General features: G+C 74.1%; 23 protein-coding genes and 1 pseudogene. 16 read left to right on the top strand and 8 right to left on the bottom strand.

What is annotated here, in order from left to right; translation table 11 throughout:
* Nucleotides 1-521 precede the first annotated feature (521 nt).
* Complete coding sequence (locus ACWGN5_RS17925; protein WP_453516062.1) at nt 522-3,434, top strand: ATP-binding protein; 2,913 nt, start codon at nt 522-524, stop codon at nt 3,432-3,434.
* A gap of 105 nt (nt 3,435-3,539) precedes the next feature.
* On the top strand, nt 3,540-4,058 hold the full coding sequence (locus ACWGN5_RS17920) for a hypothetical protein (protein ID WP_453516059.1): 519 nt from the start codon (nt 3,540-3,542) through the stop codon (nt 4,056-4,058).
* On the opposite strand, the gene ACWGN5_RS17915 is transcribed toward ACWGN5_RS17920, so the two are convergent.
* Together ACWGN5_RS17915 and ACWGN5_RS17910 are read right to left on the bottom strand one after the other, a co-directional pair.
* A complete protein-coding gene (locus ACWGN5_RS17915; RefSeq protein WP_453516056.1) occupies nt 4,055-4,333 on the bottom strand; it encodes a siderophore-interacting protein in 279 nt (92 codons plus the stop codon). The genes ACWGN5_RS17920 and ACWGN5_RS17915 overlap by 4 nt on opposite strands.
* A 148-nt stretch (nt 4,334-4,481) precedes the next feature.
* Nucleotides 4,482-4,559: pseudogene (locus ACWGN5_RS17910) on the bottom strand (hypothetical protein); the annotation flags it as partial.
* 230 nt (nt 4,560-4,789) lie between these two features.
* On the opposite strand from ACWGN5_RS17910, the gene ACWGN5_RS17905 reads away from it, so the two are divergent.
* The 5 genes from ACWGN5_RS17905 (at nt 4,790) to ACWGN5_RS17885 (ending at nt 8,166) form a co-directional block, all read left to right on the top strand.
* The gene (locus ACWGN5_RS17905) at nt 4,790-4,990 is read left to right on the top strand and encodes a hypothetical protein (protein WP_369142495.1); all 201 of its coding nucleotides are present in this window, start codon (nt 4,790-4,792) and stop codon (nt 4,988-4,990) included.
* A gap of 177 nt (nt 4,991-5,167) precedes the next feature.
* Nucleotides 5,168-6,346 carry an acyl-CoA dehydrogenase family protein gene (locus ACWGN5_RS17900; RefSeq protein ID WP_453516053.1) on the top strand — a complete coding sequence of 393 codons (1,179 nt, stop codon included), beginning with the start codon at nt 5,168-5,170 and terminating at the stop codon, nt 6,344-6,346.
* 170 nt (nt 6,347-6,516) lie between these two features.
* The gene (locus ACWGN5_RS17895) at nt 6,517-6,990 is read left to right on the top strand and encodes an RICIN domain-containing protein (RefSeq protein WP_450929255.1); all 474 of its coding nucleotides are present in this window, start codon (nt 6,517-6,519) and stop codon (nt 6,988-6,990) included.
* Nucleotides 6,991-7,271: 281 nt separating this feature from the next.
* Nucleotides 7,272-7,682 carry a VOC family protein gene (locus ACWGN5_RS17890; RefSeq protein WP_359990997.1) on the top strand — a complete coding sequence of 137 codons (411 nt, stop codon included), beginning with the start codon at nt 7,272-7,274 and terminating at the stop codon, nt 7,680-7,682.
* 25 nt (nt 7,683-7,707) lie between these two features.
* Nucleotides 7,708-8,166: an SDR family NAD(P)-dependent oxidoreductase gene (locus ACWGN5_RS17885; protein ID WP_453516048.1), complete on the top strand. Its 459-nt coding sequence runs from the start codon at nt 7,708-7,710 to the stop codon at nt 8,164-8,166.
* Nucleotides 8,167-8,336: 170 nt separating this feature from the next.
* Here ACWGN5_RS17885 and ACWGN5_RS17880 read toward each other — a convergent pair whose 3' ends face one another.
* The 5 genes from ACWGN5_RS17880 to ACWGN5_RS17860 all read right to left on the bottom strand — a co-directional run bounded on the left by ACWGN5_RS17880 (nt 8,337) and on the right by ACWGN5_RS17860 (nt 12,729).
* Nucleotides 8,337-9,245, bottom strand: a complete 909-nt coding sequence (locus ACWGN5_RS17880) for an ADP-ribosylglycohydrolase family protein (protein ID WP_453516045.1) — start codon at nt 9,243-9,245, stop codon at nt 8,337-8,339.
* Nucleotides 9,246-9,257: 12 nt separating this feature from the next.
* Complete coding sequence (ppnP, locus tag ACWGN5_RS17875) at nt 9,258-9,539, bottom strand: pyrimidine/purine nucleoside phosphorylase (RefSeq protein ID WP_453516043.1); 282 nt, start codon at nt 9,537-9,539, stop codon at nt 9,258-9,260.
* A 138-nt stretch (nt 9,540-9,677) separates the two neighbouring features.
* Nucleotides 9,678-10,247: a YciI family protein gene (locus ACWGN5_RS17870; protein ID WP_453516041.1), complete on the bottom strand. Its 570-nt coding sequence runs from the start codon at nt 10,245-10,247 to the stop codon at nt 9,678-9,680.
* 27 nt (nt 10,248-10,274) lie between these two features.
* On the bottom strand, nt 10,275-11,195 hold the full coding sequence (locus ACWGN5_RS17865) for a potassium channel family protein (RefSeq protein ID WP_453516039.1): 921 nt from the start codon (nt 11,193-11,195) through the stop codon (nt 10,275-10,277).
* A 109-nt stretch (nt 11,196-11,304) separates the two neighbouring features.
* Nucleotides 11,305-12,729, bottom strand: a complete 1,425-nt coding sequence (locus ACWGN5_RS17860; protein WP_453516180.1) for an NAD(P)-binding domain-containing protein — start codon at nt 12,727-12,729, stop codon at nt 11,305-11,307.
* A 57-nt stretch (nt 12,730-12,786) separates the two neighbouring features.
* Between ACWGN5_RS17860 and ACWGN5_RS17855 the strand changes: the two genes are divergently transcribed.
* The 4 genes from ACWGN5_RS17855 (at nt 12,787) to ACWGN5_RS17840 (ending at nt 16,917) form a co-directional block, all read left to right on the top strand.
* Nucleotides 12,787-13,140 (top strand): ArsR/SmtB family transcription factor, encoded by a 354-nt coding sequence (locus tag ACWGN5_RS17855; protein ID WP_453516036.1) that lies wholly within the window; start codon nt 12,787-12,789, stop codon nt 13,138-13,140.
* Complete coding sequence (locus tag ACWGN5_RS17850; protein ID WP_453516033.1) at nt 13,137-13,637, top strand: N-acetyltransferase family protein; 501 nt, start codon at nt 13,137-13,139, stop codon at nt 13,635-13,637. The genes ACWGN5_RS17855 and ACWGN5_RS17850 overlap by 4 nt, the downstream gene beginning before the upstream one ends.
* A gap of 140 nt (nt 13,638-13,777) precedes the next feature.
* Entirely contained in the window at nt 13,778-14,692 is a 915-nt protein-coding gene (locus ACWGN5_RS17845) for an oxygenase MpaB family protein (RefSeq protein WP_453516030.1), read from the top strand.
* Entirely contained in the window at nt 14,674-16,917 is a 2,244-nt protein-coding gene (locus tag ACWGN5_RS17840; RefSeq protein WP_453516027.1) for a tetratricopeptide repeat protein, read from the top strand. Before ACWGN5_RS17845 ends, ACWGN5_RS17840 begins: the two co-directional genes overlap by 19 nt.
* 15 nt (nt 16,918-16,932) lie before the next feature.
* Here ACWGN5_RS17840 and ACWGN5_RS17835 read toward each other — a convergent pair whose 3' ends face one another.
* The gene (locus ACWGN5_RS17835; RefSeq protein ID WP_453516025.1) at nt 16,933-17,595 is read right to left on the bottom strand and encodes a M15 family metallopeptidase; all 663 of its coding nucleotides are present in this window, start codon (nt 17,593-17,595) and stop codon (nt 16,933-16,935) included.
* Nucleotides 17,596-17,657: 62 nt separating this feature from the next.
* Between ACWGN5_RS17835 and ACWGN5_RS17830 the strand changes: the two genes are divergently transcribed.
* From ACWGN5_RS17830 to ACWGN5_RS17810, 5 genes are all read left to right on the top strand, one after another.
* Nucleotides 17,658-19,226 carry a phytoene desaturase family protein gene (locus ACWGN5_RS17830; RefSeq protein ID WP_453516023.1) on the top strand — a complete coding sequence of 523 codons (1,569 nt, stop codon included), beginning with the start codon at nt 17,658-17,660 and terminating at the stop codon, nt 19,224-19,226.
* Nucleotides 19,227-19,485: 259 nt separating this feature from the next.
* Entirely contained in the window at nt 19,486-20,520 is a 1,035-nt protein-coding gene (gene tdh / locus ACWGN5_RS17825; protein WP_453516020.1) for an L-threonine 3-dehydrogenase, read from the top strand.
* Between the two features lie 3 nt (nt 20,521-20,523).
* Nucleotides 20,524-21,723: a glycine C-acetyltransferase gene (locus tag ACWGN5_RS17820; protein ID WP_453516018.1), complete on the top strand. Its 1,200-nt coding sequence runs from the start codon at nt 20,524-20,526 to the stop codon at nt 21,721-21,723.
* A 26-nt stretch (nt 21,724-21,749) separates the two neighbouring features.
* Nucleotides 21,750-22,658, top strand: a complete 909-nt coding sequence (locus ACWGN5_RS17815; protein ID WP_453516016.1) for a LysR family transcriptional regulator — start codon at nt 21,750-21,752, stop codon at nt 22,656-22,658.
* A 298-nt stretch (nt 22,659-22,956) separates the two neighbouring features.
* Nucleotides 22,957-23,397 carry a subtilase-type protease inhibitor gene (locus tag ACWGN5_RS17810; protein ID WP_453516013.1) on the top strand — a complete coding sequence of 147 codons (441 nt, stop codon included), beginning with the start codon at nt 22,957-22,959 and terminating at the stop codon, nt 23,395-23,397.
* The last annotated feature ends 28 nt before the right edge of the window (nt 23,398-23,425 follow it).

The following is a 23,425-nucleotide window of genomic DNA, read 5'->3' as shown; positions in this document are numbered from 1 at the left end:
GGTGCGGGATGGCGGGTGCGGTACGCCGGGTGCGGGCGGTGGGACCCCGGGCCGGGGAGCTGGCGTGGGCCGCTGGGTCGGGGATGGGGGACGCCTGACGTGGACCGCCGGGCCGCGGATGCGGGACGCCTGGCGTGGGATGCCGGGCGCGGACCCCGGGCGGGGGAGGTGGGACGCCGGGCGTGGGTCGCCGGGTCGGGGATGGGGGACGCCTGACGTGGGATGCCGGGCGCGGACCCCGGGCGGGGGATGGGGGACGCCTGACGTGGCTCGCATGACGTGGGTCGCCGCGCCGGGGATGCGGGACGCCTGGCGCGGACGCCGGGCGGGGGAGGTGGTGTGGGTCGCCGGGTCGGGGATGTGGGACCCCAGGCGCGGAACTCCGGGAGTGGGACTCCAGGCGCGGATCTCCGGGAGTGGGACCCCAGGTGTGAAACTCCGGGCGTGGGACTCGGGGTGCGTTACCCCGGGCGTCCGGCCCTGTGGCACCACCGGCACCCCGGCGGGGGCAGAATGGGCCGGTGCAGCCGTCCTATCGTGTTCTCGGTCCGTGTCAGGCCTTCCGTACCGACGACGGGACGGAGGCCGCCCTGAGCGGTGCCAGGCTCCGGGCCCTCCTCGCCGCGCTCGCCGCCGCCGGTGGACGCGCGGTGGGACCCGGTGCGCTGATCGACCAGGTCTGGGCCGACGGCGACCCGGCCGACGACCAGGACCGTACGGCGGCGCTCCAGGCCCTCGTCGGCCGCCTGCGCCGCGCCCTCGGCCGCGAAGCCGTCGTCTCGGAGCCCGCCGGCGGCTACCGGCTCGCCGCCGGGCCGGACGCCGTCGACCTGCACGTCTTCGAACGGCTCGCCGCCGAAGGCGCCGCCGCCCTCGCCGACGGCCAGGCCGAGCGGGCGGCCGCGCTCCTCGACGAGGCTCTCGGGCTCTGGCGCGGGCCCGCGCTCGCGGACCTGCCCGGCCGGGACACCGACCCCCTGGTCGTACGGGTCGAGCAGCGGCACGCCCAGGCGCGGCGCGACCGGCTCGCCGCCGACCTGGCCCTCGGGCGGGCCGGCGACGTCCTCGCGCCGCTCGCCGCGCTCGCCGCGGGACAGCCCCTCGACGAACCCCTCCAGGCCCTGCGCATCCGCGCCCTGCGCGCGGCGGGGCGGCCCGCCGAGGCCCTCGCGGCGTACGAGGAGGTACGCGGGGCCCTCGCCGAGCGGCTCGGCACCGACCCGGGCCCTGAACTGCGCTCCCTGCACGCCGAACTCCTCGCGGAGGAGGGGCCCGTACCCTCCCCGCCGCGGACCCTTCCCGCCCGTCTGACGTCGTTCATCGGCCGGGCCGAGGAACTGGGTGCGCTCGCCGCCGCCTGGGAAGGACGCCGGCTCGTCACCCTCACCGGGCCGGGCGGCGTGGGCAAGACGCGGCTCGCCCTGGAGGCGGCCGGGACGTACGACGGCCCCGTCCACCTCGCCGAACTCGCCTCCGTACGCGAGGAGTCCACGGTCGCCGCCGCCGTCCTCACCGCACTCGGGGCGCGCGAGACCCAGCTCTGGCCCACCCCGGCCGTCGCCGCGGCCGGACCGAAGGACCGGTTCGCGGGCCTCGTCGAGCACTGCGCCGGGCGCCGGATGCTGCTCGTCCTCGACAACTGCGAGCACGTCGTCGCCGAGGCGGCGGAACTCGCGCAGGCGCTCGTCACCCGCTGCCCGGGCGTGACCGTCCTCGCCACGAGCCGGGAGCCGTTGGGGGTGCCGGGGGAGGAGGTCCGGCCCCTGGGCCCGCTGCCCGTGGACATGGCGCTCCGGCTCCTCGGCGAGCGGGGCGCGGCCGCGCGGCCCGGTTTCGACGTGGCGGATGACCCGGGGGCGGCGGAGGAGATCTGCCGCCGTCTCGACGGGCTGCCGCTGGCCATCGAACTGGCCGCGGCGCGGCTGAGGTTGCTGTCGGCCCGCCAGATCGCGGACCGCCTCGACGACCGCTTCCGCCTGCTGACCTCGGGCGCCCGCACGGTACTGCCGCGCCAGCAGACCCTGCGCGCGGTCGTCGACTGGTCCTGGGACCTCCTCGACGAGCCCGAACGGGCGGTCCTGCGGCGCCTGGCGGTCTTCACGGGCGGCTGCGACCTCACGGCGGCGGAGACGGTGTGCGGGGGCGGGCCGACGCCGGATGCCGCCGCCCCGGACGGGCCTGGCGCCGACGAGCCCCGGCTGTCCCACGCGGGCGCGGCGGGCGTGGGTGCGCACGGTCCCGAAGCGCCGGGCGCCGACGTGTCCGGCACCCGCCCGCCGGACGTGCCGGGCGCCCACCGGCCCGGCGGGCTCGGCAGCGCGGTGCAGGCCCCGCCGGGGGCGCGCGCCCCGGGAGGGCACGGCGCCGACGTCCTCGACGTCCTCGGTGCCCTGGTCGACAAGTCGCTCGTGGTGGCCGCCCCGGACGGCGGCGGGATGCGGTTCCGGCTGCTCGAGACCGTCGCCGAGTACGCGGGGGAGCGGCTCGACGAGGCCGGGGAGCGGGTGGCCGTCGCGCGGCGGCACCTCACGTACTACCGCGAGTTCGCCCGCCGGACCGACCCGGAGCTGCGCGGTCCCGGTCAGATCGCCGCCATCGCCCGCTTCGAGCGGGAGCACGGCAATCTGCGCGGCGCCCTCCGGACCGCGCTGGCGCTCGGCGACGAGCAGGAGCTGCTCTGCCTCGTCCACGTGCTGAGCTGGTTCTGGCAGCTCCGCAACCACCAGGTCGACGCCCGCACCTGGGCCGCCGAGGCCGGCCGCCTCGGCCCCGACCCGTTCCAGGAGCCCGTGCGCCCCGCCGAGCCGCTGGACGGGCGGTGCGTGGACGTGCCGCCGCCGTGGACCGGCGAGCGGCTGTGGGAGGCCCGGCGCGGCGGCCGTCTCTACGCGCTCGCGACCGAGGGCGGCGACGGCGCCACCGTCCTCGAACGGCCCGAGACCCGCACCCGCCTCACCGCCCTCGTCGCCGCGTACCGCCCCGGCCTCCCGCAGACCTGCCGTCAGCCGGGCACGATGTGGTACTTCGCCCGGCTGATGACCGGGGAGCTCACGAGTCTCGGCGAGACCCTCACCCTGATCGTCGACGCCTGCCGCGCCCACGGCCCGGGCTGGGACCTGGGCTTCGCGCTCCTCATGCGGGCCAAGCTCGTCGGCTCCGACACCGACGCCGCCGAGGCGCTCGCCCTCTTCGAGGCGGCCGGGGACTCCTGGGGGATCGCGGAGTCCCTCGCCGCCCGGGGCGAGGCCTACGAGCGCGAGGGCCGGCTCGCCGAGGCCGCCGCGGACTTCGAGCGGGCCACCGACGCGGCCGCCCGGGTCGGCGCGCGCTCCCAGGTGCCCGTCTTCACGGCCCGCCTCGCGGCCGTACGGCTCCGGCTCAGCCCCGCGGGCGACGCGGAGGCCGAACGGCTCCTGGCCGAGGCCGCCGACTAGGCCGGGCAGTGGGGCGCCGAGGCGGCCGGCGCCGGCCGGCTGCTGCTCGCCCAGCACTACGGCCACACCGGGCGCACCGGCCTCGCCCGCGCGCAACTCTCCCTCGTGGAGGGGGAGTTCGGGGAGGTCACCCCGGCGCTCTTCTGGGGCCTCGTCGGCGGCACCTGGGCGTGGCTCGACTGCCTCGACGGCGCCTACGACCAGGCCCTTGAGCGCCTCGCACGGGCCGTCGTGGACGTGCAGACCCTCGCCCACCTGGTCGCCCCGCACCTGCTCGTCGCCCAGTTCGCGACCACGGCCTGGGCTTGTGGCGGACGCGGCGGACGCGGCGGACCGGACGGCGCCGAGACGGGAGCGCGGCTCCTCGGCGCGTACGACGCCCACGCCGGCTCCGACACGGGCGGCGGTTTCCGTCCCTTCACCCCGCAGACCGAGGCCGCGATCCGGGCCCGCGCCGAGGAGGTGCTCCGCGGGGCCCTGCCGGCGGAGACGTACACCCGCCGGTACGAGGAGGGCGCCGGGCTCTCCCTCAGGGAAGCCGCCACCCTCGTCCAGAGCCAGGCCGGATCAGGGCCGGACACCCCTCGGGCCCCGTCCAGAGGACCAGACTCGGACCGGCCCTAGCCGAGCGACAGGCGCTCGCGTGCCTCGGCCAGGTCCTCCGGGGTCGGTGCGTCGTCCTGGGTGAGGCGGCGGCGCCAGTACCCGGTGAAGTGCACCGAGCGCCGGTCGACACCCCGCTCCTCCACGAGGTGCCGCCGCAGCCCCCGCACGGCCGAGGCCTCGCCCGCGAGCCAGACGTACGGACGGCCGGCGGGCAGGGCGTCCGCCCGTACGGCCTCGGCCGGCGCGTCGCCGTCGCGGAGGCGGCGCACGGTCAGGTCCCCGGCCGTCGGCAACGGCTGCTCCTCGGCCGCGTCGGGCAGCTGGACGTACGCCAGGGCCCGCCGCCTCGGGGAGCGCCGCGTAGGCGCCGTACCAGCGCATCGCGTCACCGTCGGGCTCGGGCACCGGCAGGACCGGCTCGGCCCGGCCCGGCCGGGGGAAGAACAGCTTCACCTGCTGGTCGGGGCCCGCCAGGACGAAGCCGTCGAGGCTCGGGCCGCCGAGGGTGACCCGGCGCATGCGCGGGGTCACCGGGCGGACGGCGGTGACGTGGAGGCGGTGCAGGGGCAGGGCCTGGGGCTGGGGCATCGAGTACTCCTCGGGGACGGCGGGGCCGGGTCCTCACCCTCCCCGGCCCGGTCGACAGGCCACCGACACCGCGTCGACGTGGGACGACGGCGGCCCCCGGATGCGCTCACGGGGACCGGACACGAGAATGGCGAGTGCCGGACGAACACGTAGGAGGCGGCATGAACGCTGAGCCCGACAAGACGTCCCCGGGGGACATCCCGACGCCCGACCGGCTGCTGCACACCGGGTCGGAGGGCGAATACGGTCCGGAGGACGTGGTACTGGCCTCCGGCCGTGACCTGAATCCGAAGAATCTCGCCTGGGCGGAACGCCGCATGGCCGAGAAGGGCCGTGCCTGCATGGACGAGCTCCTGCCGTAGGACGCACGCCACCCTCTCGTGGGCCCCGGATCGGTCGTACCGAACCGGGGTCGCGGCGTTCCGGCGGAGTCCCGAGGCTTCCGCATTTATGGAACACGTTCTACCGTGTCCGCCGTCGCGTGCCGCGGACGAGAACGCCGCGGGCGCCGCCGCAGGACGCCGCCACGGGAGGACGCCATGCACCTCGAGTACACGCCCGCACAGAACAGCCTGCGCGCCGAGCTGCGGGCGTACTTCGCCGAGCTGGTCCCGGACGACGTCCACACCCGCTACGCGGACCCGGCCGCCCAGAAGCGCTTCTACCGCGAGACCGTGCGACGCCTCGGCGCCGACGGCTGGCTGGGGGTGGGCTGGCCCACCGAGTACGGCGGCCGCGGGCTGAGCCCGATGGAGCAGTTCATCTTCTTCGACGAGGCCGCGCAGGCCGGCGTACCGCTGCCCCTGATGGCGCTGAACACCGTCGGCCCGACGATCATGCAGTACGGCACGGACGAGCAGAAGACGTACTTCCTGCCCCGGATCCTCTCCGGCGAGATCGACTTCGCGATCGGCTACAGCGAGCCCGACGCGGGCACCGACCTGGCCGCCCTCAAGACCCGCGCGGTGCGGGAGGGGGACACGTACGTCGTCAACGGGCAGAAGATCTGGACGACCAACGGCGACACCGCCGACTGGGTCTGGCTCGCCGTCCGCACGGACCCCGACGCCCCGCCCCACAAGGGCATCACCATGCTCCTCGTGCCGACGAGCGACCCCGGCTACTCCTGCACGATCATCAACACGCTCGCCTCGCACGACACCACCGCGAGCTACTACGACGACGTCCGCGTGCCCGTCTCCCGCCGCGTCGGCGAGGAGAACAAGGGCTGGCGGCTCATCACCAACCAGCTCAACCACGAGCGCGTGACCCTCGCCGCCCACGGCACGATGGCGATCCGCGCGCTTCACGACGTCCAGCGCTGGGCCGCCGGCACGCGGCTCTCCGACGGCCGCCGCGTCATCGACCTCCCGTGGGTCCGCCGCACCCTGGCCCGCACCCACGCCCGCCTCGACGCGATGAAGCTCCTCAACTGGCAGATGGTGAACGCCGTCCAGCACGGCACCCTCACCCCGCAGGACGCCTCCGCCGTCAAGGTGTACGGCTCCGAGGCCCGCCGCGACGCCTACGCCGCCCTCATGGAGGTCGTCGGCTCGGCGGGCGCCCTCAAGGAGGGCTCGGCGGGTGCGGTCCTCCACGGCGAACTGGAACGCGGCTACCGCTCGGCCGTCATCTTCACCTTCGGCGGCGGCAACAACGAGATCCAGCGCGAGATCATCTCCTGGATCGGCCTGGGCATGCCCCGCGTCCGCCGCTAGGGGGCGTGTGACGTTGCCCCGTACGTGGGGTTTGAGCCCCGTCCTCCTGGCCCTGGAGGGCGGGGCTTCGTTGTGCGGGGACCGTCGCACGCACGCACGCCCCCGTCGTGCCGTGTAGTCGTTTCCCCTCTCCTGGGTAGGTTGCCGTGTATCGACACCGGGGAGGGCACATGCTGAAGAAGATCGCCGCCATGGGGGCGGCTGGGGTGCTGTGCTGGGGGCTGAATACGGCTCCGGCGAGCGCGGCGGCCACGTCGATGGAGTACGTGCACATCGAGAGCGTCGCGGACGTGGGTGAGTGCCTGGACTACCGGTCCGACTGGGGGCCGTACACGACGACGTGCAACGAGGGCGCGTACCAGACGTGGCTGATGTCCCCGTACGCGGAGACGGAGACGGAGCTGCGGCAGAATGCCGGGGCGCGGCTGTGTCTGGTGGCGCGCAACGGGGTGCCGGTGATGCGGGACTGTATCGCCGGGGACCAGGCGGCGCTGTGGACGTTGCATGATGGCGGCGGGGCAGGGTGGCAGCTGGTGAACAAGGCGACGAAGACGTGTCTGGTCGCGGGATCCGACGACCATCACCGTGTCGGCATGAACACGTGCTCGACCGGGGGCTCGCGGAGTTGGATCCTGTACTCCTGACCATACGGGAGTCGGTCATCCCCTACGACACCACGAGTTCAACCTCGGTAGCCCGGGACCATGATCAGCCTTAGCCACCTTGCACCGTGGTGGGACACCAGGGCACATACCGGAGGTTCTGCCTCCATCGAGAGCGCGACTTCCTCGAAAGCCAGGTGGTCTGAGAATCCGGAGCCGCCGACTTCTCAGACCACCTGGCATACCGCCAGGTCAACGGCTGGTCAGCTGACAGATGCGCTTCGACAGGACAGTCGGGTGTGAGCTTGTGACAAGATCGCGGGATGCTGCGACTCACCGATTTCATTATCGACTGCCCGGACACGATGAAGCTGGCGGCCTTCTACTCCGAGGTGACGGGCCGTCCGATCAAGGAAGGCAGCTCCGAGGACTGGGCTGGCATCCAGTTCGGCGAGATCGAGCTGGCATTCATCCGGGTGGACGACTATCGCGCTCCGCAGTGGCCCGACAGCGAGCACCCCAAGCAGTTCCACCTCGACTTCGAAGTGGACGAGATCAAGTCCGAGCAGCGCCGCGTCCTGGACCTCGGCGCGACGCTAAGGCAGGACTTCATCGGCCCCAACGGCTACGGCTGGCAGGTCTACACCGACCCGATCGGCCACCCCTTCTGCCTGTGCCGCAACAAGGGCGTCATCTGGACCGACCAGGGCCCGATCTGGCCCAAGCGCGACTAACGTCACCCGCGCCGTCCTGCCCGTGATGCGCGCGCAGCGCGACGGCCACATCATGACCATCTCGTCCATTGCCGGCCTCATAGGCCAGGAGTTCTGCGTGGCCTACGCCGCCGCCAAGTTCGGGGTCGAGGGCTGGATGGAGTCCCTGTGCTTCGACGTCGAGCCGTTCGGCATCCGTACGACGATCGTCGAGCCGGGCTTCTTCCGCACCGAGTTGCTGGTCGACGCCTCCACCACCTGGGCGGAGCTGTCCGTCGAGGACTGTGCCGAGCGCAGCACCGCAACCAAGGCCGCATGGCAGTCCATGAACGGCAAACAGGCGGGCGACCCCACCAAGCCGGCCCGCGCTCTGCTGAGCGTCGCCGAACGGGAGAAGCCGCCGCTGCGGTTCGTCGCCGGCTCCGACGCCATCGCGAACGCCGAGACCAAGGCCCGGGATGCGTGGCATCAGTGCCGGTCACGAACGTTGTCTGGTGCCAAGTAGGAATCTTGGTCACAGGCGTCTTGTCGATCAGGCCGGGCTCGCGGCGTCTGGCACCGCGCCTCGCCGCGTTGTCGTCGGTCGACATGGCTCCGCCATGACTCCCTCCTCCGCCTTGCGATGCACGGCACCAGACGCCGCTCCCTGATCCGGCCTGTTCGACAAGACGCCCCCTAGTCCCCCACCGGCGGCAGTGGTTCGCGGGCCGTGTGCCAGGTGGGCGGGAGGGCGGCGACGCCCGTGCGGGCGGCGATGACGCCGCCTGCGATCGCGCAGGTGGTGTCGATGTCGCCGCGCCCGGCGACGGTGGTCCAGAGGCCCTCGTGCAGGTCGTCGAGGTGGCCCGCCGCGCACCACAGGGCGTACGGGACGGTGTCGGGCCCGGACATCCGGTAGCCGGATCCGAGGACTTCGGCCGCGTGCCGGACCGAGGTGTGCTCCGGCATCCGGGCCGCGATCCGCACCCCGGACCGGACGTCGCCCTCGGGGAGCCGTGCGGCGACCGCCCGCAGGAAGTCCGGACGGGCCGGCGCGGGCCCGCCCCTGCTGCGGGTCGCGAGAGCCGCGGCGAGGGCCACCGCGACCGCCCCGGCCACCGCCTCGGGGTGGTGGTGCGAGACCGTGCTCTGCCGGGCGGCCTGCTCGGCCACGGCGTCGAGGTCGTCGGCGAGCCAGGCACCCAGCGGGGCCACGCGCATGGCCGCGCCGTTGCCCCAGGACCCCTGGCCGCCGAACTGTCCGGCCACCACGTCCCGCCAGGGCTCGCCCGCGCCGATCCGGCGGAGCACGTCGTGCATCGACGCTCCGTAGCCGCGGTGCGTGTCCTCGGCGTAGGCCTCGGCGAGGCGCACGGCGAGACGGTCCTGGTCGACGGTGCCGCCGCCCTCGGCGAGTTCCCGCACGAGCACGAGCGCCTGCGCGGTGTCGTCGCTCCACTGCCACAGCGCCTCGGGAGGGACGATCCGCGCCTCCAGGGCCTCCGGGCCCTCCCGGCGCAGGATGCCGAACCAGCGGTCGCCGAAGGCGTCACCGAAGGCGAGCCCGGACAGTGAATCCAGCGCGGTGGCAGGCGGGTTGGTCATCGGATCAGTATGTCAGCGGTACTCGCAGAGGTAGGCCGTCTCCACCGCGACCTTCAGCTGGAAGGAGCTGTCGCCGGGGACCTCGAAGCGGTCCCCGGCGGCGAAGGTCGCCCACTCGGCGGCGCCCGGCAGCAGGACCGTCAGGGCGCCGCTGACCACGTGCATGACCTCCGGAGCGGCCGTGCCGAACTCGTACTCGCCCGGAGCCATGACGCCGATGGTCGCCGGTCCTTCCTCCTGGGTGAACGCGATCGACTTGACCGTGCCGTCGAAGTACTCGTTGACCGTAAACATGGGCGTCGTCCTCGTGGAGATCGAGCGGAAGGGGTGGCCCGGGCATCGCGTACCGGCCGCGGGCAGCAGCACCTTAGCCGCGGCGGGGGCAGCCTCCACGGCCGGTCTCACGTGCTGGACGGAGCGGGTCGGCGCTGGTCAGCTCGTCGTCGGGCGGCCGCCGAAGGCCCAGTCGTGGACCTCGATGTCGGCATACCGGCCGGGGGTCCGCAGCACGGCCGCCGCCGTCGCCGCGTCCGGGGCGCGCACCAGGGCCGCCGTGCCGACCCAGGTGGTGCCGTCGTCCGACAGCAGGGGCCCGTAGGCGATCAGGTCGTCCTGGTACGAGGAGCCGGTCGGCGGGGTGAGGTCCGCGGGCTCGCCCTCCCCGAGGCCCAGGACCAGGTACCGGTTGCCGCCCTCGCGGCCGCCGGGGAACTCCCACATCGTCCGGCCCAGCGTGTTGCGCCACCGCCGCAGCAGGACGTCCCGGTACACCCCGGCCTGGTAGTTGGGCTCGTCGAAGGCGAACGCCCGGGCCGCGGCGGCGTCGGGCAGGTCCACGATGTGCACGCTCCCCGTGCACGTCTCGCCCGCCGCGTCGAAGGTCGGCCCGCGCGCGATCAGCTGCTTCGCGAAGCCGTCCATGTACGCCCAGTGCGCCTCCAGGAGGGCCTGCCGCAGCGGCATGGACGCGGACCGGTCGCGGTGGTGGCAGAGGAATTCCATGGGGCTCAGGATGTGGTGCCGGAGTGATCATGTCGAGGGGATATCGCCCCCGTCGTCGCCCTCCTCGTCGCCCGCGCCGTTCCAGGGGCGTCCGTGGTCCGCCGCGTACGCCCTGAACACCTTCTCCGGAGGCCCGCCGGTGCGCAGGAACCGCTCGTCGAGCACGGTGGCCAGATCCTCCAGGGCCGTGCGCAGGACCGAGGCCGAGAGCCGGACGTCCGGATGGCGGGCGCGCCGCGCCTTGTGCGCCAGGCCGACGGCGAGGTCGAGCCGGCCGGCCAGGGCGATGTTCTCGTCCCCGTCGAAGAAGTAGTACGACTCGGCGTACTGCAGGAAGTCGACGGTGACGGTCGAGAGCGCCGAGGCGACACCGTCCAGGATCGCGGCACCCCCGGCGGAGTCGAGGGCCTCGGTCGTGCCGTCGCTGCGGCCCAGATGGGACAGGCGCAGGGCGAACGCCCGGCGGCGGGAGAGGGCCGGGTAGATGCCGAGGACCCAGGCGACGGTCGCCGAGAGCAGGGCGAAGCCCACCAGGGCCTCGATCGGCGCGAGGATGCGCAGCCAGCCCGAGGCCGGGGCGATGTCACCGAGACCGAGGGTGGCCAGGGTGACGAGCGAGACGTACAGCGCGTCGACGGGGCCCGCGTGCTCGGAGGGGGTGAGCCCCGTGGCGTACGAGAAGTCGTCCGGCATGTGCGGCCAGTAGATGAGTGCCCAGCCCACGGCGATGACGAGCGCCCAGACGGCGACGACGATCATCATGCCCACCGGTCCCGCCAGACCGACGGGCCGCCAGCGCGCCCCGTGGTGGGCCGAGAGGCGCCACACGCCACGCATCACCAGCCTGCTCAGCCCGCCGTGCCGGGTGGGGTGCCAGATGGTGTGGAAGACGTCCCGCAGGATGAACAGGATCAGGGCGGCTCCGGCGAGGACGGACGGCCACGTCATCCCGGCACCGTCCGTCCCGCGCCCGTCCGGGCAGGCCGGTCGTCATGCTTGCGGGGCATGCTTCGAGCATGCGCGGCCGGGCGCCGCCCCGCATCGGGACGGCGGTCGGTCAGGCTCCGCAGGAGGGTGCGGGGGCGGTGGTGCCGAGCTGGATGAGCGTGGGGGAGGGGGCGCAGCAGCCGCCCCCGGCCGTCTCGTCGGACGTGCCGTCGGTCTGTGGCTGGTCGAAGAGGCCGGCGCCGCCGCAGACCCCGGTCTCGGGGAGTACGAGCTCGACGCGCCCCGCGGACTCGTGGTCGCCGGCGATCGCGGCGACGACGGACCGGACCTGCTCGTATCCGGTGAGGGCGAGGAAGGTCGGGGCGCGGCCGTAGGACTTCATGCCGACGAGGTAGACGCCCTGCTCCGGGTGGGAGAGCTCCTTGACCCCGTGGGGGTGGACCGTGCCGCAGGAGTGCTGGTTGGGGTCGATGAGCGGGGCCAGCGCGACGGGCGCCTGCAGCCGCTCGTCCAGGCCGAGACGGAGCTCGTCGAGGAAGGACAGGTCGGGGCGGAAGCCGGTCAGGACGATGACCTCGTCGACCGGGCCGAGACGCCGGCCGTCCTCGGCGACGAGCACCAGCCGCCCGTCGGCGCCTGTGCCCGTGGCCGAGTCGCGTTCGATCGCCTCCGTACGGAAGCCGGTGACGGCGTCGGCGTGGCCCTCGGCGACCGCGGCCCTGGCGGCCAGACCGAGCGCGCCGCGGGCGGGCAGCTGGTCGGCGGTGCCGCCGCCGAAGGTGGAGGCGGAGATGCCGCGGCGCAGGATCCACAGCGCCTTCGTCCCCTCCTCCTCCCGGGCCAGGTCCGCGAGCGACGCGAGCGCGGTGAGCGCGGAGGCGCCGGAGCCGATGACGGCCGTGCGCCTCCCCGCGTAACGGGCCCTGACCGCCGGGTCCCTGAGGTCCGGTACGCGGTACGAGATCCGGTCGGCGGCCGCCCGCTCGCCGAGGGCCGGCAGTCCGTCGCCGCCGGCCGGGCCGGGGGCGGACCACGTACCGGAGGCGTCGATGACGGCGCGGGCGAGGATCCGCTCCTCGCGGCCGTCGGAGTGGGCGACGTGGACGGTGAAGGGCCGGGTCTCGCGGTCGGCGTCGACGACGCGGTCGCGGCCGGTGCGGGAGACGCCGGTGACCCGGGCTCCCAGCCGGACCCGCTCGCCGAGGACCTCCGCGAGCGGCTGGAGGTAGTCGGCGGCCCAGTCGCCGCCCGTCGGGTACGCGCCCGCGTCCGGCTTCACCCAGCCGGTCGGGGCCAGGAGCTTCTCGGCCGCCGCGTCCGTGATCTCGCCCCAGGTGGAGAAGAGCCGCACGTGCGCCCACTGGCGGACCGCGGCGGCGGCCTGTTCACCGGCCTCCAGGACCAGTGGTTCCAGGCCCCGGTCGACGAGGTGCGCGGCGGCCGCGAGACCGGCGGGACCGGCTCCGACGACCACGACGGGCAGCTGCTGCTCGGCGCTGGTGTGCACGACGGGCTCCCTTGCTTCGATGTTCATCGATGTCTTGGACGTCTTCACCGTGACACCTGATTCGGCGTGTGTCAACATAGATGGATGTCGAATAAAGAGGTCGTCGCGCCGGTCGCCGAGCCCTGCTGCCCGCCCCTGGCCGAGCGGCCGCTGACGGCCGAGGAGGCCGAGCGGACCGCCGCCATGTTCAAGGCGCTCGGCGACCCGGTCCGGCTGCGGCTCTTCTCCTCCGTCGCCTCGCACCCCGGCGGAGAAGCCTGTGTCTGCGACATCTCGGACGTCGGCGTCTCCCAGCCGACCGTCTCGCACCACCTGAAGAAGCTCAAGGAGGCCGGGCTGCTCTCCTCCGAGCGCCGCGGAACCTGGGTCTACTACCGCGTCGAGCCCGCCGTCCTGGCCGCGATGGGGCAGCTGCTCACCCAGGCGGCCGCCGTATGACCGCCCCCGTCGTCGTGGCGCCGCTCACCGCCGAGCACGCCGACGCGGTCGTCGCGATCTACCAGGCCGGCGTCGACGAGGGGAACGCCACCTTCGAGACGGAGGCCCCGACCTGGGAACGGTTCGACGCGGCCCGGCTGCCCGAGCACCGCTTCGTCGCGCTCGACGGGGCCGGGCGGGTCCTTGGCTGGGTGGCCGCCACCAGGGTCTCCGACCGGTGCGCGTACGCCGGGGTCGTCGAGCACTCGGTCTACGTCCACCCCGACGCCCGGGGCCGGGGCGTCGCGTCGGCGCTCCTGGAGGCGCTCGTCGAGTCGACGGAGGCGGCCGGGATCTGGACCATCCAGTCCGGCATCTTCCCCGAGAACGCCGCGAGTCTCGCCGTCCACGCGCGCGCGGGCTTCCGGGTCATCGGCACGCGCGAGCGCATCGGCCGTCATCACGGCGTCTGGCGCGACACGGTCCTCGTCGAACGCCGGAGCCCCCGCGTCGGCTGACCCGGGTCGAGACCCTCATCGCGGACGTAGGCGCGAGGCCCGACCCCGGTCCCGTCGCCGACCCCGGTCCCGTCGCCGGCGCCGAGGACGACGCCTCACGACCGGTTCCGAAGGGACGGTTCCGGCGTAGCCTGAGCGCCATGAGGCAGGACGCCGACCCCGGGCTCTTCGGCCCCCGCTCCGTCACCTGGCAGCTGCACAGCGACCCGGTGATGTGGATCGCCGGAGTCCGTGCCCTCTGGCTCCAGGCGCTGCACCCCGTCGCCGTCCGCGGCGTCATGATCAACAGCAGTTTCCGTGAGGACCCCTGGGGCCGGCTGATGCGGACCGCGAACTTCGTCGGGACCCTCAGCTACGGGACCAGCGAGGCCGCCGAGGCGGCCGGCGCCCGCGTCCGGCGGATCCACCGGCTGCTCGCCGTGGACGACCCCGAACTGCTGCTCTGGGTCCACTGCGCCGAGACCGACTCGTACCTCTCGGTCGCGCGCCGCTCCGGGATCCCGCTCACCGACGCCCAGGCCGACCGGTACGTCGACGAGCACCGCACCTCCGCGCGGCTCGTCGGCCTCGACCCGGAGACCGTCCCGGCGTCCACGGCCGAGCTCGCCGCCTACTTCGAGGCGGTGCGCCCCGGCCTCGCCGCCGGACCGGACGCCCGGGAGGTCGCGGACTTCCTGCGCCGCCCGCCCGTGAAACCCGTCCTCGTCCCGGCGCGCGAGGTGATCTGGCGGCGCGTCAGCGCACTCGCGTACGACACCCTGCCCCCGTACGCCCATGCCCTCTACGGCCGCCCCGCCCCGCCCCCGGAGACGGTCACCCGCCGGCTCGTCGCGACCGCCAACCTCCTGCGCTGCGTCCCCGCCGGCCTGCGCTGGCGGCTGCCGCCCCGGCACATCCTGCGCGCCATGGACCGGCTCGGCCCGGAGACACGCCCCGACCCGTACGCGTACCCCGCCCCGTATTCACTGTCCGACCCGGCGGCCATACTGGAGGAGCCGAGGAGGCAGTACGGAATCGACGGGGGCGGCAGCACACGATGGGGGACTCCAGACTGATCCAGGGCCGGTACCGCCTGCACGAGGTCATCGGTCGCGGGGGCATGGGCGAGGTGTGGCGCGCCACCGACGAGTCGCTCGGGCGCGGTGTCGCCGTGAAGTGCCTCAAGCCGCTCGGACCGCAGCAGGACCCGCAGGTCCTCACCGTGGTCCGCGAGCGCTTCCGCCGAGAGGCCCGGGTGGCGGCGGCGCTCCAGCACCGGGGCATCACCGTCGTGCACGACTTCGGCGAGTACGAGGGCGTGCTGTTCCTCGTCATGGAGCTCCTGGAGGGGCGCAACCTCAGCCAGCTCCTCGTCTCCAACGACCAGCAGCCGCTGCCCGTCGAGGACCTCGTCGAGATCGCCGACCAGGTCGCCGACGCCCTCGCCTACACCCACCGGCAGGGGATCGTGCACCGCGACCTCAAGCCCGCGAACATCATGCGGCTGCGGGACGGCACGGTGAAGATCTGCGACTTCGGGATAGCGCGACTCGGCACCGACATGGGCTTCACCTCCAAGCTCACCGGGACCGGCATCGCCATGGGGACGCCGCACTACATGTCCCCGGAGCAGATCGGCGGCGGCGGGGAGATCGACCACCGCAGCGACCTCTACTCGCTGGGCTGCGTGCTGTACGAGCTGGCCACCGGTGCTCCGCCCTTCGACCTCGGCGACTCCTGGGCCATCCTCATCGGCCACCGGGACACGGTGCCCAACCCGCCGCGCGCGATCCGCGCCGAGCTGCCCGACTACTTCGACCGGATCGTCGTCGACCTGCTCGCGAAGGTGCCCGAGGAGCGGCCGGCCGACGCCGGTGACCTGCGCCGCCGGATCGTCTCGGGCCGCTTCGGCGCGCCCGCGTTCCCGCCGCCCGCCGAGACGCCCGCGCTGCCGGTGACGGTGCCCCTGCCCGTACCCCCGCCCGAGCCCGAGCCCGTGGCCGGTGCCGGCGCTCCCGCGCCCGCGTGGGTGCGGGGGATGACCGGCGGGCACCGCCCGGCGGCCCTCACCGGGCCGCGCCCGGCCGCCCACGATCCCGCCGCGGCCGTCCTCACCACCGAGTGGACCACCGCGGCGGCCGACGGCCCCCCGTCACCGGCCGCCGCGGCCCCGGCGGAGCTGGTCGCGGTGCTCGCCGGCCGGTTCCGGGCCGGGATGGGCCTCGGCCGCCTCGGCCGCTGGGACGAGGCCGAGTCCGTGCACCGGTCCGTCGCCCGGGACCGCGCGCGGACCCTCGGCGAGGAGCACCCCGACACCCTCACCAGCCGCTACGAGGTCGGCTTCGCCCTCGCCCGGCTCGACCGCCCCGCCGACGCCCTGCACGTCTTCGGCGAGGTAGCCGAGGCCCGCGCCCGCGTGCTCGGCGACGACCACCCCGACACCCTGGCGGCACGTCAGGAGCGGGCCTACGCCCTGGGCCGCCTGGGCCGGCACCCCGAGGCGTACGAGGTGTACGCCGACGTCCTCGCCGCCCGCGAGCGCACCGTCGGCGCCGACCACCCCGACACCCTGCGCTGCCGCCACAACCTGGCGTTCACCCTCGGCCGCCTCGGCCGCCTGGAGGAGTCGTACCGTACGGCGCACGAGGTCGCGGAGACCCGGGCCCGGCTGCTCGGCGAGGCCCACCCCGACACCCTCCTGACCCGCCACGAGGTCGCGTTCACCCTCACCCGGCTCGGACGCGGACAGGAGGCGCTCGTCCAGTACCGGGCGGTCGCCGACGCGCGCGCCGAGGCCCTCGGCCCCGACCATCCGGACACCCTCGCCGCCCGCTACGAGACCGGGGTCTGTCTCGGCCGGCTCGGCCAGGCCGCCGACGCCCTCGCCGTCTGCCGCGACCTCGTCGCCGCCCGCACCCGCGCCCAGGGCCCCGACGGTCCCGAGACGCTGCGCGCCCGGCAGGCCCTCGCCGTCAACCTCGGCCGGCTCGGCCGCTGGACGGAGGCGCTCGCCGAGTCCGAGGGCGTGCACGCCGACCGCGCCCGGGTGCTCGGCGCCGACCACCCGGACACGCTCCTCAGCCGCTGGGAGACCGCCGTGGCCCTCGGCCGGCTCGACCGCTGGGAGGAGGCGCTGGAGTGCCACCGGGCGATCGCCGCGGCCCGCACGCGCCTGCTCGGTCCCGCGCACCCCGACACCCTCGCCGCCCTCGACGACGAGGCCCAGAGCCTGGAGCGCCTCGGCCGGCACGCCGAAGCGGCCGAACTCCTCATGAAGGCGGCCTCGCCGCCGGGGGCGTGACGGCCCCTTGGGAGCTCAGCCGGCCGGCGTGAGCTCCTTCGGGCCGTACGGGGCCTCCGCCGCGCCGCTCGCCAGGGCCCAGTAGCGGTCGCCGAAGGACCAGTGCCACCACTCCGTCGGGTAGTTCACCAGGCCCGCCGCGGTGAGCACGGAGCCGAGCAGCTCCCGGTGGGCGCGGGCCTCCTCGCCGATGTTCCCGGCATGGGTGTAGCAGGCGCCGCCGCTCTCCTCCGGGGACGCGTTCATCCGGGTCCCCAGGTCCAGCTCCCGCCCGTCGGCGTCCGCCAGGGTGAGGTCGACGGCCGCGCCGGCGCTGTGCGGGGCGATCTCCGGCGGGGACACGTACCGGCTCGCCGCCGTACGGACCCGCTCCTCGGGCCACTCGGGGTGGAGGGCGCGGAGGCTGTCGGCGTACTCCTCGAAGTAGGCCCGCTGGAGCGACGGCGGCCGGTACCCCTCGACGAACAGCAGCCGCAGGCCGTCGGGCAGCAGTTCCTGCGCCTTGAGGAGCCGCTCGACGACGCCCTCCCGCAGGTGCGCGAAGGCGTCCGCGGGGTCCTGCTTGCGGGTGTCGACGAGCAGGGAGCCGACGCCGCGGACGTCGACGAGGCGCTCGCCGCACTCCGTCACGGGTATCGCGGCCACCCTCGGATCAGACATCAGAACGATCTCGGTCATGCCGTGATCATGTCGCATGCGGCGGTCTTCCCCCGCCACGCGGGCGCGTGTGAGCATGAGCCATGAGCGCCCGTGAGCCCCTCCCCGACGCCCCGGACCCCTCCTCTTCGTACGACGCCGTCGTCGTCGGAGGCGGGCACAACGGGCTCGTCGCCGCCGCCTATCTGGCCCGTGCCGGGCGCAGCGTCCTCGTCCTGGAGCGCCTCGGCTCCACCGGCGGGGCGGCCGTGTCGACGCGGCCGTTCGCCGGGGTCGACGCCCGGCTCTCCCGGTACTCGTACCTGGTCTCGCTCCTCCCGGAGAAGATCGTGCGGGAGCTGGGACTGCGGTTCGCCGTGCGGAAACGGTCCATCTCCTCGTACACCCCGAAGGGCGACGGCGGCCTCCTGGTCGGCGGCGGACCCGAGCGCACCCGGGCCTCGTTCGCGGCGCTCACGGGCTCCGACCGGGCGTACGAGGCCTGGCAGGCCTTCTACGGACGCACCGGCGAGGCCGCGCGCCGGATCTTCCCCACCCTCACCGAACCCCTCCCGAGCCGCGGCGAGCTGCGCGCCCGCGTGGACGACGCCGAGACCTGGCGCATGCTCTTCGAGGAGCCCCTCGGCGTCACGGTCGAGAAGACGTTCGCCGACGACCTCGTCCGGGGCGTGGTCCTCACCGACGCCCTCATCGGCACGTTCGCCGACGCGCACGACCCCACGCTCCTCCAGAACCGCTGCTTCCTCTACCACGTCATCGGCGGCGGCACCGGTGACTGGGACGTGCCCGTCGGCGGCATGGGCGCGCTCACCGACGCCCTCGCCGGAGCCGCCCGCGCGGCCGGGGCGCGCATCGTCACCGGGCACGAGGTCCTTCGGATCGAGACCGACGGGCAGCGCGCGGCGATCACCTACCGGACCGCCGACGGCGAAGGGACCGTCGAGGCCGGGCAGGTCCTCGTCAACGCCTCCCCGCAGGAGCTCGCCGTCCTGCTCGGCGAGACGCCCCCGCCCGCCGCGGAGGGCGCGCAGCTCAAGGTCAACATGCTGCTGACCCGGCTGCCGAGGCTCCGCGACCGCTCCGTCGACCCGCGCGAGGCCTTCGCCGGCACCTTCCACATCGCCGAGGGGTACGGGCAGCTGGCCACCGCCCACGCCGAGGCCGCGGCCGGGCGGCTGCCCTCCGCCCCGCCGTCCGAGATCTACTGCCACTCCCTGACCGACCCGACGATCCTGGGCCCGGAACTGGCCGCGACGGGCCAGCAGACCCTCACGCTCTTCGGCCTGCACACCCCCGCCCGGCTGTTCGCCGCCGACAACGAGGGCACGCGCGCGAAGCTCCTCGCGGCGACGCTCGCCCAGCTGGACGCCCACCTGGACGAGCCGATCGCCGACTGCCTCGCCCTCGACGCGGAGGGCCGCCCCTGCATCGAGGCGAAGACCCCCCTCGACCTCGAACGCGAACTCCGGCTCCCCGGCGGCCACATCTTCCACCGCGACCTCTCCTTCCCGTACGAGGACGAGAACACCGGCCGCTGGGGCGTCGAGACCCCGCACGCCAACGTCCTCCTGTGCGGAGCGGGCGCGGTCCGCGGCGGCGGAGTGAGCGGCATCCCGGGCCACAACGCGGCGATGGCGGCCCTGGGGCGGTAGGGCCCGTCCGCAGAGTCCCGCCTGGGCCGCGACGTCTGGCAGGCCCTGGCGACCCGACGTCGCGGGGCCGTATCTCCGTTCGGCCCCGTTGACGTCGCCGCCTTCCCGCCTGGGGTGTGAAGCTGATCTGCGAGCGCGCTTAAGAAATCCTCGATGGACCGCAAGCCTCGCGTACGGAAGATTCTCTTCCAGGGATCTTGGGCACTCAGCCGTGCCCGCAGCCCCACATCACAGGACACGCACGTCGGGAGCCGTTGCATTGAAGGCGCTGGTCAAGCTGAACGCGGAGCCGGGACTCTGGCTCACGGACGTGCCCGAGCCGGAGACGGGTCCCGGAGACGTCCTCATCAAGGTCAAGCGGACCGGCATCTGCGGGACCGACCTGCACATCCGCTCCTGGGACGGCTGGGCGCAGAAGACGATCGCGACGCCGCTGACGATCGGCCACGAGTTCGTCGGCGAGGTCGTCTCCGTCGGCCGTGACGTCGCCGACATCAACGTCGGCGACCTGGTCAGCGGCGAGGGCCACCTCGTCTGCGGCAAGTGCCGCAACTGCCTGGCCGGCCGCCGCCACCTCTGCCGCTCCACCATCGGCCTCGGCGTCGGCCGCGACGGCGCCTTCGCCGAGTACGTCGCGCTGCCCGCCTCCAACGTGTGGGTCCACCGCGTCCCCGTCGACCTCGACGTCGCCGCGATCTTCGACCCGTTCGGCAACGCCGTGCACACGGCCCTGTCCTTCCCGCTCGTCGGCGAGGACGTCCTCGTCACCGGCGCCGGCCCGATCGGCATCATGGCCGCCGCCGTCGCCAAGCACGCCGGCGCCCGCAACGTCGTCATCACCGACGTCAGCGAGGAGCGCCTGGCCCTGGCGCGCAAGACCGGCGTCTCGCTCGCCCTCAACGTCGCCGAGCAGACCATCGCCGACGGCCAGCGCACCCTCGGGCTCAAGGAGGGCTTCGACGTCGGCCTGGAGATGTCCGGCAACCCGCACGCGATGCGCGACATGATCGCCAACATGACCCACGGCGGAAAGATCGCCATGCTGGGCCTGCCCAGCGAGGACTTCGCCGTCGACTGGGCGAAGATCGTCACCTCCATGATCACGATCAAGGGCATCTACGGCCGCGAGATGTTCGAGACCTGGTACGCGATGTCGGTGCTCCTGGAGGGCGGCCTCGACCTCTCCCCGGTCATCACCGGCCGCTACGACTACACCGACTTCGAGGCCGCCTTCGACGACGCGGCCTCCGGCAAGAGCGGCAAGATCATCCTCGACTGGACCACGGGAGCCTGACCCATGTTCGATTCCGTACGCGACTCCGTCCGCGCCACCCTCGAAGAGATCGAGCAGGCCGGACTGCACAAGCCCGAGCGGGTCATCGGCACCCCCCAGTCCGCGACCGTCGAGGTCACCGCCGGCGGCCGCCCCGGCGAGGTGCTCAACTTCTGCGCCAACAACTACCTGGGCCTCGCCGACAACCCCGAGATCATCGCCGCCGCCCACGAGGCGCTGGACCGCTGGGGCTACGGCATGGCCTCCGTCCGCTTCATCTGCGGCACGCAGGAGGTGCACAAGGAGCTGGAGGCCCGCCTCTCCTCCTTCCTCGGCCAGGAGGACACGATCCTCTACTCCTCCTGCTTCGACGCCAACGGCGGCGTCTTCGAGACGATCCTCGGCCCCGAGGACGCCGTCATCTCCGACGCCCTCAACCACGCCTCGATCATCGACGGCATCCGCCTCTCCAAGGCCCGCCGCTTCCGCTACGCCAACCGCGACATGGCCGACCTGGAGCAGCAGCTCAAGGAGGCCACGGAGGGCGGCGCCCGGCGCAAGCTGATCGTCACCGACGGCGTCTTCTCGATGGACGGCTACGTCGCCCCGCTCGACGAGATCTGCGACCTGGCCGAGCGCTACGACGCCATGGTCATGGTCGACGACTCGCACGCGGTCGGCTTCGTCGGCCCCGGCGGCCGCGGCACCCCCGAGCTGCACGGCGTCATGGACCGCGTCGACATCATCACCGGCACCCTCGGCAAGGCCCTCGGCGGCGCCTCCGGCGGTTACGTCGCGGCCCGCGCCGAGATCGTCGCCCTGCTGCGCCAGCGCTCCCGCCCGTACCTCTTCTCGAACACCCTCGCCCCGGTCATCGCCGCCGCCTCCCTCAAGGTCCTCGACCTCCTGGAGTCCGCCGGCGACCTGCGCGAGCGCCTCAACGCCAACACGGCGCTGTTCCGCTCCCGCATGACCGAGGAGGGCTTCGACATCCTCCCCGGCGACCACGCCATCGCCCCCGTCATGATCGGCGACGCCGCCGAGGCCGGCCGGATGGCCGAGCTGCTCCTGGAGCGCGGCGTGTACGTGATCGGCTTCTCGTACCCGGTCGTGCCCCAGGGCCAGGCCCGGATCCGCGTCCAGCTCTCCGCCGCCCACTCGACGGAGGACGTGAACCGGGCCGTCGACGCCTTCGTCGACGCCCGCGCAGCCCTGCGCGGCTAGTGTCCGCAGGCTGAGACACTAGGGGAATGATCGAAGCGCGGCGGTTGCACATCCTCCGTGCGGTGGCCGACCACCGCACGGTCACGGCGGCGGCCGCCGCGCTCTATCTCACCCCCTCCGCCGTCTCCCAGCAGCTCGCCGCCCTGGAGCAGGAGACCGGCCACCGGCTCGTGGACCGCAGCGCGCGCGGCGCGCGCCTCACCCCGGCCGGCGAGATCCTGCTGAGCCACGCCAACGCCGTGCTGGCCCAGCTGGAGCGCGCCGAGGCCGAGCTCGCCGCCTACGGCTCCGGAGACGCCGGTACGGTCACGGTCGCCGCGTTCGCCACCGGCATCGGGCTCGTCGTGGCCCCCGCCATCACGGCGCTCGCCCGCACCGCGCCCGGCATCCGGGTCCGGGTCCGCGACGCGGAGGGCGACGAGAGCCTGCTCATGGTCCTGGACCGGCAGGTCGACGTGGCCGTCGCGGTCGAGTACCGGGGCGCGCCGGGCGAGGACGACGCCCGGCTCACCCGCGTCCCGCTGTACGCCGAGCCGTTCGACGCGGTCCTGCCGCCCGGCCACCGCCTCGCCGGCGACGAACGGGTCGCGCTCGCCGACCTCGCCAAGGACACCTGGATCGGCCAGTCCGAGGGGAACCCCTGCCATGACGTGACCGTCCTGGCCTGCGAGTACGCCGGGTTCACCCTGAACCCGGAGCACTCGTCCGACGACTTCCGCGCCGTCGTCGCCCTCGCGGCGGCGTCCGCCGGCGTGGCGCTCGTGCCGCGTTCGGCCCTGCGCGGGATGGAGCTCACGGGCGTGGAGGTCCGCCCGATCGAGGGCGTCGCCCCGACCCGCCGGGTCTTCGCCGCCGTCCGGCGCGGAGCGGAGGACCACCCCCTCATCAGCCCCGTCCTCGGGGCGCTCGGCGACGCGGCCGGACCCCGGGCCTGACGGCAGAGTTCCGGACGATCAAGCTCCTTTTCAGGTGGTTCACTCTCGAACATGTCTTGGATCGCCGCAGGTGGAAGCGTTGTGCAAGCTTGTACGACCCTCCGGTGGCAGCCTCCGGAGGGCCGTCGGGAGACGGCCCGCACCCCCTCTCAGCTTCCCGAACGACCAATCGGTCGGGTCCGCTGCGTGGCGACGGCCGGAAAGTGCGGACAGATGTGCGATCACTCTGCGCGTCGACGAGACTCCCCTCCGCAGTCGATCGGCTCGCACTCCTGAAACCACGCGAAGGGACACCCCCGTGCGTCACATTCGTACCCTCGGCGCCACCGCGCTCGCCACCGCCGCCGGCCTCGCCCTCATCGGCACGGCCCTCATCGGCACCGCCGAGGCCGCCCCCGAAGGTCTCTACCCGCCGTCGGCGCTCGTCCTCACTCTCGGGCAGGGGGACAGCCCCGAGACGGCCCGGATCGTCCGCGCCGTCACCCTGAGCTGCGCCCCCACCCCCGGCGGCACGCACCCCAGCCCCGCGTCCGCGTGCGCCGAACTGGCCGCGTCCGGCGGCGACCTGGGCGCCCTGACGGTCCGGTCGGGCGACCGGCCCTGCACGCGCGAGTGGGCGCCGGTGACGATCACCGGCGACGGCGTCTGGCAGGGGCGGCGGGTCTCCTGGTCGGAGACGTACGGCAACGCCTGTGAGCAGCACGCCCGCACGGCCTCGGTGGCGGCCCTCGCCTTCTGACGGCGCGGGCCCCGGAGCCGTGCCGTCC

This window comes from Streptomyces sp. NPDC055815, from assembly GCF_053616475.1.
This window is presented reverse-complemented; position numbering and strand designations above follow the sequence as displayed.

Bases quoted from the DNA above. Each gene is read 5' to 3' on its own strand.
- ACWGN5_RS17815 (WP_453516016.1), top strand. From the start codon at position 21,750: ATGATCGAAGCGCGGCGGTTGCACATCCTCCGTGCGGTGGCCGACCAC.
- ACWGN5_RS17905 (WP_369142495.1), top strand. From the start codon at position 4,790: ATGAACGCTGAGCCCGACAAGACGTCCCCGGGGGACATCCCGACGCCC.
- ACWGN5_RS17885 (WP_453516048.1), top strand. From the start codon at position 7,708: ATGCGCGCGCAGCGCGACGGCCACATCATGACCATCTCGTCCATTGCC.
- ACWGN5_RS17890 (WP_359990997.1), top strand. From the start codon at position 7,272: ATGCTGCGACTCACCGATTTCATTATCGACTGCCCGGACACGATGAAG.
- ACWGN5_RS17845 (WP_453516030.1), top strand. From the start codon at position 13,778: ATGAGGCAGGACGCCGACCCCGGGCTCTTCGGCCCCCGCTCCGTCACC.
- ACWGN5_RS17835 (WP_453516025.1), bottom strand. From the start codon at position 17,595: ATGACCGAGATCGTTCTGATGTCTGATCCGAGGGTGGCCGCGATACCC.
- ACWGN5_RS17880 (WP_453516045.1), bottom strand. From the start codon at position 9,245: ATGACCAACCCGCCTGCCACCGCGCTGGATTCACTGTCCGGGCTCGCC.
- ACWGN5_RS17840 (WP_453516027.1), top strand. From the start codon at position 14,674: ATGGGGGACTCCAGACTGATCCAGGGCCGGTACCGCCTGCACGAGGTC.
- ACWGN5_RS17870 (WP_453516041.1), bottom strand. From the start codon at position 10,247: ATGGAATTCCTCTGCCACCACCGCGACCGGTCCGCGTCCATGCCGCTG.
- ACWGN5_RS17865 (WP_453516039.1), bottom strand. From the start codon at position 11,195: ATGACGTGGCCGTCCGTCCTCGCCGGAGCCGCCCTGATCCTGTTCATC.
- ppnP (WP_453516043.1), bottom strand. From the start codon at position 9,539: ATGTTTACGGTCAACGAGTACTTCGACGGCACGGTCAAGTCGATCGCG.
- ACWGN5_RS17830 (WP_453516023.1), top strand. From the start codon at position 17,658: ATGAGCGCCCGTGAGCCCCTCCCCGACGCCCCGGACCCCTCCTCTTCG.
- ACWGN5_RS17850 (WP_453516033.1), top strand. From the start codon at position 13,137: ATGACCGCCCCCGTCGTCGTGGCGCCGCTCACCGCCGAGCACGCCGAC.
- ACWGN5_RS17860 (WP_453516180.1), bottom strand. From the start codon at position 12,729: ATGAACATCGAAGCAAGGGAGCCCGTCGTGCACACCAGCGCCGAGCAG.
- ACWGN5_RS17895 (WP_450929255.1), top strand. From the start codon at position 6,517: ATGCTGAAGAAGATCGCCGCCATGGGGGCGGCTGGGGTGCTGTGCTGG.
- ACWGN5_RS17820 (WP_453516018.1), top strand. From the start codon at position 20,524: ATGTTCGATTCCGTACGCGACTCCGTCCGCGCCACCCTCGAAGAGATC.
- ACWGN5_RS17855 (WP_453516036.1), top strand. From the start codon at position 12,787: ATGTCGAATAAAGAGGTCGTCGCGCCGGTCGCCGAGCCCTGCTGCCCG.
- ACWGN5_RS17900 (WP_453516053.1), top strand. From the start codon at position 5,168: ATGCACCTCGAGTACACGCCCGCACAGAACAGCCTGCGCGCCGAGCTG.